Below are 13,645 nucleotides of genomic sequence, written 5' to 3'. Positions count from 1 at the left end.
GGGAGAGCACGGCATAAGCCGTCCGACCATCGCGCAGGGAAGGCCGAGTGATCGGCACCACCTGTATGCTGCTGTGCGGTTCTTCCTGCGTGTGCATTTTCGCGCAGCGGACCGCGGGTGCGAGGTCGGCACCCGGCCTTCCCTGCGCCCTCTTGGCTCAAGAGGGTGGAGTGACCAAGCAAAGCTCGGGTGATTTCAGCCGCGAGAACGAGAAGGCATGTCTGCGTGTCACAAGCTCAAATATCGTAGGGTGGGCAAAGGCGCTCTTGCGCCGTGCCCACGATCTCTCTCGGCCGCAAAAGATACGTGGGCACGCTTCCGCTTTGCCCACCCTACGGCACTGCGGGTCTGGATGTGCATTGGTGCGTCGCGATGCTGCCTGTTGTTCAGTCATTGCGAGCGCAGCGTCCCACTCCACTCTCGTGCCCCGGACGCAGCGCAGCGCCCCGGCGATGCGAAGCATCGTCCGGTGCGGTGCGCTGCTGAGCCGGGGCCCATCTCTTCGCCCTACCGTGTCGCTCTGGGTCCCGGCTCTAGGCCGCAACGCGCGATGCGCGTTGCTGCTTGTCCGGGACATGAGGGCGTTCGCCGCGCCCCCTCGGGCTGCCTCACACCCGATACCACGCCGCCAGATTCCACGTGATGGTGTCCCAGCCCGAGATGTCGATCATCAGGTTGTTGGCGCCGGCGTTGACGATGTGGCGCGAGAGCAGTGGCAGGAACACGTTGGCCTCGCAGAAAATCTCGTCGACCTTGATCAGCAGCGCGGCGCGCTTGACGGGGTCGAGCTCGTTCTGCGCGGCCTTGTAGGCCTTGTCGGCTTCGGGATCGGACCATCGCGAGATGTTGCGTCCCAGCCATTTGTTGTCCTTGTTGGCGATCTCCCAGGAGACGCACTGGTTCAGGAAGCGCTCCGGATCCGGCTGCGGCTGCGTCGTGTTGTACATCTCCATGTCGGCATAGAATTTCGAATAGGTATCGGGGTTGCCGACGTCGGAGGAAAAGAACACCGAGGCAGTGACCGCCTTGACCTCGATGTCGATGCCGGCCTTCTCGCAGGCCTGCTTGATGATGGCCTGGGTCTTCTGGCGTGGCGAGTTGGTCGAGGTCTGGAACACGTATTTGAGCTTCTTGCCGTCCTTCTCGCGGATGCCGTCCGCGCCTTTCTTCCAGCCGGCCTCGTCGAGGATCTTGTTGGCCTTGTCGATGCTGAACTCGTATTTGAGCTTCGGCGACTTGAACTGCTTGGGCGCGTTGACGAAGCTCGCGGTGGCGATGCCGCCGCGGCCGTAGATGAATTTCTGGATCGAATCGCGATCGATCAGGAGGTTGATCGCCCGGCGCACGGCCGGATCGGACAGCGTCGGATGCTTGGTCTTCGCGTTCGAACGCTCGCCGTCGACCTCGGTCCACGGGTCGGTCGTGTTGAGGATGATGAACTCGACATTGCCCGACGGCGTCACGTCGAGCTTGCCTTTGCCGCTCGCCTCCATGCGCTTGAGGACCTCCTCCTCCACCTGCATGTTCCAGGCGAAGTCATATTCGCCGGTCTGCAGCACGGCGCGCGCCGCGGACACCGCATCGCCGCCGCCCTTGATCTCGAGCGTGTCGAAATGCGGCTGGTTCTTGACGTGATAATCGGGATTGCGTTCGGCGCGGATCAGGTCGCCCGGCTTGAACTCGACGAATTTGTAAGGGCCGGTGCCGACCGGCTTCAGATTGCCCGGGGCCTCGCGCGACTTGGCGCCGGCATAGTCGCCGAAATGATGCTTTGGCAGGATCGGGCCGACCGATCCGACGAAGGGATCGGCCCAGAACGGCGTCGGCGCCTTGAAGATCAGCTTGACCGTATGGTCGTCGATCTTCTCGACCTTGATGTCCTTGTAGGACCCGGTGGTGTAGGCCGCTGTTGCAAGATCGGCGGCGTATTGCCAGGTGAAGACGACGTCGTCGGCGGTGAAGGGCTTGCTGTCATGCCATTTAACGCCCTGCTTCAGCTTCCAGACGACGCTCATGCCGTCGGCCGAGAGGCCGCCGTTCGCCTTGGTCGGGACCTCGGCGGCAAGGCACGGGATCAGATTGCCCTCCTTGTCCCAGCCGGCGAGCGGCTCGAAGAAGACGCGCGAGGCCATCTGGTCCTTGGTGCCGATCGCGAAATGCGGATTGAGCAGGGTCGGGGCCTGCCAGAACAGCAGCTTCAGCGCGCCGCCGCCGCCGGCCTTGGTCGGCTTGTACGGCAAGGTGGCATCCGCCATCGCCACGTCGTGCCAGACCAGGATCTGGCTCGCGATCGGCGCCGCAATTCCGACCGCGGCCACCTTCTGGATAAACGAGCGCCGCGACAGCGTGCCTTGCTTCACCTGCGCGACCAGATTGCGGATTTCGTTCTCGTTCATCAGACCCTCCATCTCGAAGCCAATTGCCGCCGGCATCATGTGGCATCATGCAAGAGGCGGCAATGGTGGCGTGGCCGCAGGACCATGCGACGAAATGACGATGGGAAGGTCCTTGCAGGCCACGAACTCGACCGCCGCCTGAACGACTCAGGCGACGAACTAGTCGCCAACTTGACGGCTCAAGGTCGCGCCGGACCGCGCGGGCGGCGTGGCCGCAGCCCCGTGAATTCGTTTCGCGTTTGCTGCCGAATGGAGAACGCGCGCCCGCCCTAAGCACTCAATATGGATTTCCATTTCATTGATTTCGGCCTACGGAGAAGCGAATACGGTTCCACTCGCTGCTCTAGACCTTCGGAGACCAAGATGTCGTTTCGCCTCCCCCTGATCCTCGCGACCGTGCTCGCTGCCTGGTCCGCCACCGCGAGCGCCGAGACCATCAAGATCGGCGTGACGCCCGGGCCGCACGCGCAGATCTTCGAGGCGGTGAAGCCGATCGCCGCCAAGCATGGGCTCGACATTCAGCTCATCGAGTTCTCGGACTATGTCGTGCCGAATGCCGCGCTCGATGCCGGCGACATCCAGGCCAATTCGTTCCAGAACCAGCCTTACCTGGACAATCAGAAGGCCGACCGCGGTTACAAGATCGAGGCCGTCGGCCTGACCGTGAACTTTCCGATCGGCGTCTACTCGAAGAAGCACAAGGCCTTCACCGACATCCCTGAAGGCGGCAAGGTCTCGATCCCGAACGACCCGACCAATGGCGGCCGCGTGCTGCTGCTGCTGCGCGACAAGGGCGTGATCAAGCTGAAGGACGGCACCGGCTTCAAGCCGACGGTGCTCGACATCACCGAGAATCCCAAGAAGCTGAAATTCATCGAGGTCGACGCGGCGCAGGCGCCGCGCGCGCTCGACGATGTCGATGCCGCCGCGATCAACACCAATTATGCAACCCAGGCTGGCCTCGATCCGGTCAAGGATCCGATCCTGCGCGAGGACCCGAAGGGCCCCTACGTCAACCTGATCGCCGTGCGCGCTGCCGACAAGGACAAGCCCTGGGTCAAGATCCTCGTTGACAGCTACCACACGCCGGAGGTCAAGGAGTTCGTCCTGACCAAGTTCAAGGGCGCGGTGCTGCCGAGCTGGTAGGCAGTCTGCCCAGTCAAAGCCCATGCAGGGGTGATCCCGGCGGGCAGCGTTTGCGCATGAGCCTTGCGCAATGCCCGCTTGTCTGGAGCGGCAGTAGCCGACATCATCGGGGGCCTGGCCATCCGCGTCCGACAGGGGTCGTATGAAACGTTTTGCAAATCTGAAACGCCTGGGCTTCTTCACGCGGCTGCTCGACGAGGCGCCGCCGGCGGAGCGCTACCGCTTCGCGGCCGAGCAGATCGTGCGGGCCGAAAAGGCGGGGCTCGATTCCGCGTGGATCGCTCAGCATCATTTCCACGAGCGCGAGGGCGGCCTGCCGTCGCCCTTCACGTTCCTCGGCTATGTCGCAGCCCAAACCTCGCGCATCCGCCTCGGCACCGGCATCGTCACGCTGCCGCTGGAGAACGCGGTGCGGGTGGCGGAGGACGCCGCGGTGCTCGATCTCATCTGCAACGGCCGCTTCGAACTCGGCGTCGGCACCGGCGGCAATCCCTCGGCCTTTGCCGCGTTCGGCCTCGACAGCGCCCAGCGCAACGAGATTTTTGCGCGCAATCTGGAGGTCGTCCGCACCGCCCTGATCGGCAAGCCGCTGGATGGCGGTGACACGATCTATCCGCAACGGCCGCAGCTGGACAAGCGCATCTGGCAGGCCACCTTCTCGGTCGCCGGCGGCGCCCGTGCCGGCAAGGCGGGCGATGGCCTGTTGCTGTCGCGCACCCAGCCGCGACCTAAGGAGGCGCCGAAGGCGACGCTCGCCGAGATCCAGAACCCGGTGATCGATGCCTATCTGGAAGCGCTGCCCAAGGGCGCCGAGCCGCGTATCATGGCCTCGCGCAGCGTTTTCGTTGCTGACGACCATGGCGAGGCCCTGCGCCTTGCCGATATCGGGCTGCGTCGCGCGCTGCCGCCATTCCTCAAGGGCGGCCACGCCAGGCCGGGCGAGACGCTGGAGGAGATGATCACCGCGTTCGACACCCATGTCGGCGATGCCGACCACGTCATCGCGTCGCTGCGGGGCGACGCGACGCTGGAGCGGGTGACTGACCTCGTCTTCCAGGTGCATTCGGTCGATGCGCCGCATCCCCATGTGCTGCACTCGATCGATCTGGTCGCGGAGAAGGTCGCCCCGGCGCTGGGCTGGGTCAGGACGGCGCCCGATGTGGCGCTGGCGGGTTGATCGGAAATAAAGAGCATCGCGTTGTACGAGGCTGAATGATGAGTACGCAGGATATCATCGACACGCTCGCCGGGATCGAACCGGGCTCGGCTCTGGACGCGATCCGCGCCCGCCGCCTGCAGGCGCGCGAGAACGCGCAGAAGAGCTATCTCTCTCTGTTCGAGCCGGTCGACGCGAGCGATGTCTCGCTGGTCGAACGCGCCGCGGTCGCGGCCTTCGTGACCGGGCTCCATGGCGAGTCCCCCGTTGCCGCCTTCTACCGCGAGAAGCTTGCCGCAAACGCGGATGCAGCGGCGCTCGTCGAGGCGATCCAGGCCGAAATCGCGCGCGGCAAGACCTCTGGTCCCTATGGCGCCTTTCCGGCCGGCCCGCTGTCGATCGAGAACAAGGCCGGGCTGATCTACCGCGTGAGTGCGGAGCGCAAGCCCGTCCTCGGCGCGCGGCTGGTCGCAGCGTTCGAACATGCGCATCTCCTGGTGTTCCGGCCGCGCGATGCCGCGTCCACCGACATGAAGGCGCTGCTGGACGCCGGGTGGTCCAACACCGGCATCGTCACCTTCTCCCAGCTCGTCGCATTCCTGTCGTTCCAGCTGCGGGTCGTCAGCGGCCTGCGCACGCTCGCTGCCGCGAACGCATAAGAGGAGGCCGCAATCATGAGCGCCACCGTCAATCCCCCCGTCGTCTTCACCCAGGACGAACTCGGCTGGGTGTCGTGGATCGATCCGCTGCCCGAGGCCGAGCTGACCGAGCGGCATTTCGCCGGCCTGGTCGATCGCGCGCGCGCCAAGTCGGACTATTTCCGCCTGCTGGTGCGCGACCCCGAAGTGCTGGAAGCCCGCACCAAGACCGACAAGGACATCTTCTACAATGTCGCCGACGGCCTGCCGCGCGCCGAACGCGAGCTCGCGGCGGCGGCGACGTCGCGTTACAATGGCTGCATCTATTGCGCCTCGGTGCATGCGCGCTTTGCCAGCACCTATTCCAAGCGCCGCGACGACGTGCAACGCCTGCTCGACGAGGGCGTTGGGGCTGATCTCGGCGAGCGCTGGAATGCCGTGGTCAAGGCGTCCGTGGCATTGGCCGCAACGCCGATCGCGTTCGGCCCTGATAATATCGCCGAGCTGCGCCGCGCCGGTCTCGACGATGCCGAGATCGTCGACGTCATCAATGGTGCCTCGTTCTTCAACTGGGCGAACCGGCTGATGCTGTCGCTCGGCGAACCTTCGAAATAGGCAATCTCGGCGGCACAAGACTTGCTGCTTGTTCAACACCTGAGTGGATGGAGCCGTGCATGAGCAACATCGATCGTCGTACCCTGGTCAAGGGCTCGCTTGCCATGATGGCGGGCGCAGCCTTCTCGCGCGCCGCTCTTGCGCAATCCGCCGAGCCGATCCTGCTCGGCGTCAGCGGTCCTCTGACGGGTCCGAACGCGCAATATGGCGCGCAGTGGAAGCAGGGCTTTGATCTCGCGCTCGACGAGATCATGGCGGCCGGCGGCATCAACGGCCGCAAGCTCGCCTACCAATTCGAGGACAGCCAGAGCGATCCGCGCCAGTCGGTGGCGATCGCGCAGAAGTTCGTGTCCGATCCCCGCATCGTCATGGAGCTCGGCGACTTCTCGAGCCCCGCCTCGATGGCGGCATCCCCAATCTACCAGCGCGGCGGCCTCGTGCAGTTCGGCTTCACCAACTCGCATCCCGATTTCACCAAGGGCGGCGACTTCATGTGGAGCACGTCCGTGAGCCAGGCCGATGAGCAGCCGCTGCTGGCGTCCTATGCCGTGAGGCGCCTCGGCCTGAAGAAGCTCGCGGTGCTGCACCTCAACACCGATTGGGGCCGCACCAGCCGCGACCATTTCGTCAAGGCGGCGAAGGAGTATGGCGCCGAGATCGCGGTGACCGAGGGCTACATCGCGGAGGAGCGCGACTTCCGCTCCACCCTGGTGCGCGTGCGCGACGCCAGTCCGGACGGGCTGATCCTGATCTCCTATTATTCCGACGGTGCGTTGATCGCGCGTCAGGCCCGGCAGGTCGGATTGAAGCAAACCATTTGCGCCGCAAGCTCGGTCTATTCGCCGAAATTCATCGAGCTCGGGGGCGAAGCGGTCGAGGACGTCCATCTCGGCACGCGCTATTTCCCGCAAGATCCGCGGCCCGAGGTGAGGAAGTTCATCGAGGGCTTCAAGGCCAAGTATGGCGGGCAGGAGCCTGATGCGTTCAATGCCTATTCGTACGACGCGATGAACATGGCGGCGGCCGTGGTGAAGATCGGCGGCACCGACCGCCGTGCCATCCGCGACGCTTTCGCCAAGGTAAAGGACGTCTCCAGCGTCATCTTCGGCCAAGCGACGTTCGACGTCGAGAGCCGCCGCGTCAAGGGCGCCATGAACGCCGAGCTTGTCGTGCGCAAGGGCCAGTTCGCGCTCTGGGACGGCAAGCCGACCTGACCCGATGGCCGGAGCATCCGCTTCGGCCGCTCTCACTCATTAGGAACGCTGCGTGTCCTCCTGGCTCGATTACACCATCAACGGGCTGATCGTCGGCAATGTCTACGCGCTCGTTGCGGTCGGACTCGCGCTGATCTTCGGCGTCAGCCGGCTGATCAACTTTGCGCAAGGCTCGATCTATCTCGTCGGTGCCTATATCGGCTGGGTGGCGGTGGTGCAGCTGCATACGCCGCTGCCGCTCACCATCATCGTAGTCGCCGTGGCTGCCGCGATCGTCGGGCTGATCATCGAACGGTTTGGGCTGCGGCCGCTGCAGAACTCGGTGCGGATCGCGCCGCTGCTCGCGACCATCGGCATCAGCTTCGTGCTCGATCAGCTGGTGATGCTGACCTTCTCGCCCAATCCGCGCGCACTGCCGAGCCAGTTGCCTGATGTCCGCTTCCAGCTCGGCGGCGGCACGATCGGGCCGCTCGACCTGCTGATCGCCGGCGTCGGCCTCACCAGCGCGCTGCTGCTGTTCGTGTTCCTGCGCTACTCCAAGCTCGGCTGGGCGGTGCGCGCGGCCTCGCAGGACCGTGACGCCGCGATGCAGATGGGCGTCGACGTCAACCGGGTCAATCAGGCCGTGTTCGGCATTGCCGCCGCGCTCGGCGGCGTCTCCGGCATGCTGGTCGGCATGTACTACAACCAGATCGACACCGCGATGAGCCTGCAGGCGACGCTGAAGGGCGTCGTTGCCGAAGTCGTCGGCGGTGCCGGCAACGTGCCGGGTGCCGTCATCGGCAGCCTGCTGCTGGGTCTGGTCGAGAGCTATGGCGTTGCCGTTTTCGGCACCAGCTACCGCAATCTGTTCGCCTTCCTGCTGCTGGTCGTCGTGCTCGTGCTGCGCCCGAACGGCCTGTTCGCCAGCGCGCGGCAGGCGCCGCCCGAGCCGCTCACCGGCACGTTTATCGCGCCGAGCCGCCCCGTGCGCATCCCGCGCTGGGCCTTGGCTGTTGCGGCCGGCGGTTTCGCGGTCCTGCCGTTATTCCCGGTGTCGTTCTACGTGCTTCAGACTTTGATCAATGCCTGGCTGCTCGGCATGCTCGCGCTCAGCCTGACGCTGGTCGCGGGCACGATCGGCCAGGTCTCGCTCGGTCACGCCGCGCTGCTCGCGATCGGCGCCTATACGTCCGCGCTGCTGTCGCTGACCTTCTCGGTGCCGGCCGGCCTCGCCATCATCGGCGGTGGCCTGATGAGCGCTGCGCTCGGAACCGCTCTGATCTCGCCGTCGTTCCGCCTGCGCGGGCATTATGTGTCAATCGCGACGCTCGCGATCGGCGAGATCGTCTCGCTGGTGATCCTGAACTGGGAAGGCGTCACGCGCGGGCCGATCGGCATCTCCGGCATCCCGCCGCTGTCTCTGTTCGGCTACGATCTGATCAGCCCGACCTCGATCTACTGGTTCAGCTTCGCCGTGATGGTCGTGCTGGCGCTGCTGCAGGGGCGGTTGCTCACCTCGCATCTCGGCCGCAGCTTCCGCGCCATCCGCGACGACGATGTCGCCGCGCGCGCCTATGGCCTCAGCCTGAACCGCTACAAGTCGCTCGCCTTCATCTTCGGCGGCTTCGCCGCCGGCGTTAGCGGCGGCATCGCAGCGCATCTCTATTCCTACATCAACCACGAGACCTTCAACACGCAGCAATCGATCCTTGCGCTGACCGTCGTCATCCTCGGCGGCCTCGGCAATGTGGTCGGCGCGATCGTCGGATCGGTGGCGCTGGTTGGGCTGCCCGAGGTCTTCCGCATCGCGGCGGAGTATCGCATCCTGATCTACGGCATCGTGCTGCTGCTGCTGGTGCGGTTCAGGCCGCAGGGCCTGCTGGGGACGATCTGATGGCGCAATCTCTCATGCTCTCCCTGCGCGGGCTGACGCGACGCTTCGGTGGCCTCACCGCGGTCGATGCGATCGATCTCGATCTCGCCAAGGGCGAGCTCGTCAGCATCATCGGCCCGAACGGCGCCGGCAAGACGACCTTGTTCAATCTCGTGACCGGGCTCGATCGGCCCGATGATGGCACCGTCCATTTCGAAGGCCAGGACGTCACGGGTCTGTCGCCGGAACGGCTCGCCGCCGAAGGCATCGCGCGCACGTTCCAGCTCGGTCGCGTCTTCGGCAATCTCAGCGTCATGGATAATGTCCTGATCGGCGCGCATACGCGGCTCCGCGCCGTGAAGCCGGCCGTGCCGGTGATCGGCCCGCTCCTTGAATTGGGCTTGGCGCTGCTGCGCCCCGCCAGCGTGAAGGCGGAGGAAGAGCGGCTGCGGGAAGAGGTGAAAGCCATCCTCGCCCGCTTCGGCGAGCGGCTGCTGCCGCGGATCGATCAGCCCGCCTATAGCCTCTCCTACGCCAACCGCCGTCGTGTCGAGATCGCGCGCGCGCTCGCGCTGAAGCCGCGCCTGCTCCTGCTCGACGAGCCGACCGCCGGCATGAACCCGACCGAGACCGCGGAGATGCAGGGTCTCGTCGCCGAGCTCAAGGCGGAAGGCCTAACCATCCTGTTGATCGAGCACAAGCTTGAGATGGTGATGCGCCTGTCCGACCGCGTCATCGTCATGGACGAGGGCAAGAAGATCGCGGAAGGGCCGGGCGAACAGGTGCGTGGAGATCCCAAGGTGATCGAGGCCTATCTCGGCCACGGCCTGGCGACGGAGCGGGAGAGCGCGGCATGACGAATGCTTCTGAAGCGCTGCTCGCGCTCACGGCCGTCAACACCTTTTATGGCCAGGCCCAGGTGCATTTCGACCTGTCGATATCGGTCGCGCGTGGCCATATCGTCTGCCTGCTCGGCGGCAATGCCAGTGGCAAGTCGACGACGATGAAGATCATTCTCGGCCTCGTAAAGCCGCGCTCGGGTGAGGTGACATTCGACAGCGCTTCGCTGCTCGGCCTCTCCACGCCGCAGATCGTCCGCCGCGGCATCGCCTCGGTGCCGGAGGCGCGGCGGCTGTTTGCGGACATGAGCGTGCGCGAAAACATCCTGATGGGTGCCTTCGTGCGCAACGATCGCGACGTGGTGGCACAGGATCTCGACAGGATGCTGACGCTGTTTCCGAAGCTCGGCCAGCGGCTGTCGCAGCGCGCCGGCTCGCTCTCCGGCGGCGAGCAGCAGATGGTGGCGATGGCGCGCGCGCTGATGAGCAGACCGCGGATGATCGTGATGGACGAGCCGACCATGGGCCTGTCGCCGCTCTATGTCGACCGCGTGCTGGAGCTGATCCGGACCATTAATCAGGAAGGCGTCTCGGTGTTCATGGTCGAGCAGAACGCCAGCCTCGCGCTCGAGATCGCGCATGAGGCCTATGTGCTGCAGACCGGCAAGATCGTGCTGTCAGGCCCGGCGCGGGCGCTGAAGGACGACCCCCGCATCCGCGACGCCTATCTCGGCGGCTCCGAGGCTGCGTAACGCTCAGGCCGAAGCCGCGCTCCGCGCGGGCTCTGCCGGCAGATCATCGCCATTGGGATCGCCCGGCGCCGTGGCCCAGGCCAGCTCGACCAGCGTCACGATCCGGCGTCCGCCGCCGTCGAGCTGGACCACGATCAGGCCCTGCTCCTCCATATAGCCGAGCAGCCGCTGCGCCCTTCGCAGCGAATGCGAGCCATAGGCCCGTGCGATCGCGGCATCGCTCGGACACGGCCAGCCTTCCTTGGCCGCGCGCGCGATCATCATGAACACGCCTTGCATGTCGTCGGGCAGGATCGAGGCGCGCAGCGACACGTCCTGCCAGGCATCGTCCTCGGCAATGTCGGCACCGAGCCCGGCGCGCGCATGCGTCAGCATGCGGCGAAACTCGTTGAGATCGGGCACGGCCGCGCCGAGCCCCTCGATGCGGCAGCGGACCACGAACTCCTGATAGAGCACGCCGATGGCGCGGAAGCCGGCGTCGGGCTCAGCGAGCACGGCGCGCAGCGTACGATCGACGCGCTCGCGCCGCTCCGCGAGCTCTTCGGCACTGACCGGCACCTCGACCACGTCCGGCTGGATCACGGGTGCTGCGGCCTTCGCCGCGCGAAGCTGCTCCAGCAGATCCGGCGCGGGCCGTCGCTGCGGCCGGCTGGCATCGGGCGGCGGCGCGGCCAGGATCACGGCGCGCATATCCTCGAGCGCGGCCTCCGGCAGCGGCATCAGCCGCGGCGTGGAATTGCGCGGGCTGGTCGCGGTCGGGCCGATGTTCAGGCGCAGCGGACGGCGCGACAGCGCGGGTCCCAGCGCCATGAACTGCCCGCGCTCGAGGTCGCGAAAAGCCTCGGCCTGCCGCCGTTCCATGCCGAGCAGATCGGCGGCACGCGCCATGTCGATGTCGAGGAAGGTGCGGCCCATCAGGAAGTTGGAGGCTTCCGCCGCGACGTTCTTGGCGAGCTTCGCAAGGCGCTGGGTCGCGATGATGCCGGCGAGGCCACGCTTGCGGCCGCGGCACATCAAATTGGTCATGGCGCCGAGCGAGAGTTTTCGCGCTTCGTCCGAGACTTCGCCGGCAACAGCGGGCGCGAACAGCTGCGCCTCGTCGACGACCACGAGCATCGGGTACCAATGGTCGCGGTCGACGTCGAACATCCCGCCGAGAAACGCGGCGGCACGGCGCATCTGGTTCTCGGCGTCGAGACCTTCGAGGTTGAGCACGGTGGAGACCCGATGCAGCCGCGCCCGCTCGCCGGCGACCTGGAGGCCGCGCTCGGTGTGATCCTCGGCCTCGATCACGAGATGGCCGAAATGCTCGGCCAGCGTGACGAAATCGCCTTCGGGGTCGATGATGGCCTGCTGCACCCAGGGCGCGCTCTGTTCCAAGAGCCGTCGCAACAGATGCGATTTGCCGGAGCCCGAATTGCCCTGCACCAGGAGGCGGGTCGCCAAGAGTTCCTCGAGGTCCATGGCGGCCGGGGCGCCCGCCGTGGTCTGCCCCATCTCGATCGCAACCGTCATGTCCTCGACTCAAGTCCCCGTCATTCGCGGACAGGGGCTTATCAATCGGATGGCGGCGCGTCGAGCGCTACAGCGCGAATTGCGGCGCGTTGCCCACGGGTGTTCTCAGCCCAGGGGAACTCCGCCAACTCGAAGCGCCTACTGCGCGCCGGACCCGCCCTGCACGATCTTCTCGTTCAGCTTCTGATCCACGGTATCGACCGTGCGATCGATCTCGGAATTTGGCACGCCGAGCTGATGCGAGATCAGCTTCACCAGCAGGTCGACGCGCTCGATGAAGGGCGCGCCGCTCGCGACCGCGCGCGCCGCCGATGACGGCTTGAGCAGGCTCTCGGCGGCCTTGGCGTATTTCGCGAACGGCACCTGGTCCTGCGGATCGGCGCCGAGGCGGCGGGCGATGGCGTCGACATGGTCGTAGATCGTCTGCGAGCGCTGGAGGTCACCGTGCACGGCGTCGCGGATCGACTGCGGCTCGCTCGGCGTGATGCAGCGGTAATTGCCGGTCAGCAGCATCGACCATTTCGCCAGCGGCACGAACAGGGAATCGAACACTTTCAGCTTCACCGGCACGTCGTGGCCGTCGAGCGTCACCGCGTCGATGTCGGCCTCCAGCTCGCGCAACACCTTGTTGTGCTTCTCGTCGGCGAACACCGACGCCTTGAAGTTGGTGGGCAGGCCGACATGCAGCACGTTGGCAGCTTCCTCCGGCGGACGGAACGCCTGCGGATCGGGCGAGCACAGCGTCACGAGGCCCGGCTCGAACCGCTCCCACACCTGGGCATTGGTGTAGGCCTCTTCCAGATCCATGTCGGCGAGCGCCGGGATCCGCTTCAGATAGGGCAGCGGCGGCATGTTCATGATCGACAGGCACGGCAGCTTCGCCGCGGCGATCTTGACCATCAGAACGCGCACCGTGTGGTTGGTGTATTGCGGCTCCTGCATCGCAAGGCCGACCAGATCGTAGCGGGAGAGGTCGACATTGGCCGGGGTCACCGCGTCGAGCTTGCCGGGCAGGTTGCGCGAGAAGATCGCCCGGTGCACCGCCTCGTCACGCAATTTGATGCGCACCTCGGTACCTTCGCGGTTGATCAGCTCTGCGGTCTTGGCGCGGCAGACCAGGGTCACGTTGTGCCCCGCCATCAAGAGCTTCGTGCCCAGCAGCGAGCCGTAAGAAGCCCCGAGAATCAATATGTTGCGCGCCATGCTCCGTCCCTTTGAATGTGTGTGATTTTTCAGCCCCGGCCGTCATCCGCGGGCGAGTTGCCGGCATGTAAAGCGAAGTGCGCGGGGATGGCAACTGGGATAATGCATACAAGGCGGGGTCCGGCCGGCAGCTTGCACCGTCCTGGATTACGCTGACGCGCCATCCGGGCTAAAGCGACGTGTGTCGCCACCCCGTCAACCCCCCGATCGCAAAATATTCCGTTTCACCGAAATTCGGAATTGCGGCATAGATCGACGCAGCCCGGCCCGACGGGAGGGGCGGTTCGCGAGTCGTTCGAAACGCGGGCCGGGTGGC

At 65.7% G+C, this 13,645-nt stretch carries 11 protein-coding genes; 8 read left to right on the top strand and 3 right to left on the bottom strand.

What is annotated here, in order from left to right; all coding sequences use genetic code 11:
* Nucleotides 1-608 precede the first annotated feature (608 nt).
* Entirely contained in the window at nucleotides 609-2,396 is a 1,788-nt protein-coding gene (locus IVA79_RS19855; protein WP_247555751.1) for a peptide ABC transporter substrate-binding protein, read from the bottom strand.
* A gap of 363 nt (nucleotides 2,397-2,759) precedes the next feature.
* Between IVA79_RS19855 and IVA79_RS19850 the strand changes: the two genes are divergently transcribed.
* From IVA79_RS19850 to IVA79_RS19815, 8 genes are all read left to right on the top strand, one after another.
* Nucleotides 2,760-3,542 (top strand): MetQ/NlpA family ABC transporter substrate-binding protein, encoded by a 783-nt coding sequence (locus IVA79_RS19850; protein ID WP_247555749.1) that lies wholly within the window; start codon nucleotides 2,760-2,762, stop codon nucleotides 3,540-3,542.
* Between the two features lie 142 nt (nucleotides 3,543-3,684).
* On the top strand, nucleotides 3,685-4,719 hold the full coding sequence (locus tag IVA79_RS19845) for a putative FMN-dependent luciferase-like monooxygenase (RefSeq protein WP_247555748.1): 1,035 nt from the start codon (nucleotides 3,685-3,687) through the stop codon (nucleotides 4,717-4,719).
* A 35-nt stretch (nucleotides 4,720-4,754) separates the two neighbouring features.
* Nucleotides 4,755-5,357 carry a CMD domain protein gene (locus IVA79_RS19840; protein WP_247555745.1) on the top strand — a complete coding sequence of 201 codons (603 nt, stop codon included), beginning with the start codon at nucleotides 4,755-4,757 and terminating at the stop codon, nucleotides 5,355-5,357.
* 15 nt (nucleotides 5,358-5,372) lie between these two features.
* Nucleotides 5,373-5,951, top strand: coding sequence for an alkylhydroperoxidase domain protein (locus tag IVA79_RS19835; RefSeq protein WP_247555744.1), 579 nt, complete (start codon nucleotides 5,373-5,375; stop codon nucleotides 5,949-5,951).
* A gap of 59 nt (nucleotides 5,952-6,010) precedes the next feature.
* Complete coding sequence (locus IVA79_RS19830; RefSeq protein WP_247555742.1) at nucleotides 6,011-7,165, top strand: ABC transporter substrate-binding protein; 1,155 nt, start codon at nucleotides 6,011-6,013, stop codon at nucleotides 7,163-7,165.
* Nucleotides 7,166-7,217: 52 nt separating this feature from the next.
* Nucleotides 7,218-9,041: an ABC transporter permease gene (locus IVA79_RS19825; protein WP_247555740.1), complete on the top strand. Its 1,824-nt coding sequence runs from the start codon at nucleotides 7,218-7,220 to the stop codon at nucleotides 9,039-9,041.
* A complete protein-coding gene (locus tag IVA79_RS19820; protein ID WP_247555737.1) occupies nucleotides 9,041-9,877 on the top strand; it encodes an ABC transporter ATP-binding protein in 837 nt (278 codons plus the stop codon). The genes IVA79_RS19825 and IVA79_RS19820 overlap by 1 nt, the downstream gene beginning before the upstream one ends.
* Nucleotides 9,874-10,611 carry an ABC transporter ATP-binding protein gene (locus IVA79_RS19815; protein ID WP_247555734.1) on the top strand — a complete coding sequence of 246 codons (738 nt, stop codon included), beginning with the start codon at nucleotides 9,874-9,876 and terminating at the stop codon, nucleotides 10,609-10,611. Before IVA79_RS19820 ends, IVA79_RS19815 begins: the two co-directional genes overlap by 4 nt.
* Nucleotides 10,612-10,614: 3 nt before the next feature.
* On the opposite strand, the gene IVA79_RS19810 is transcribed toward IVA79_RS19815, so the two are convergent.
* Entirely contained in the window at nucleotides 10,615-12,126 is a 1,512-nt protein-coding gene (locus IVA79_RS19810) for an ATP-binding protein (RefSeq protein WP_247555732.1), read from the bottom strand.
* 138 nt (nucleotides 12,127-12,264) lie between these two features.
* Nucleotides 12,265-13,329, bottom strand: coding sequence for a 2-dehydropantoate 2-reductase (locus IVA79_RS19805; protein ID WP_247555729.1), 1,065 nt, complete (start codon nucleotides 13,327-13,329; stop codon nucleotides 12,265-12,267).
* Nucleotides 13,330-13,645 lie beyond the last annotated feature (316 nt).

The sequence above is a fragment of the Bradyrhizobium sp. 138 genome, from assembly GCF_023074075.1.
Lineage (GTDB): Bacteria > Pseudomonadota > Alphaproteobacteria > Rhizobiales > Xanthobacteraceae > Bradyrhizobium.
The sequence above is the reverse complement of the archived record's forward strand: the minus strand, read 5'-3'. Positions and strand labels throughout refer to the sequence as shown.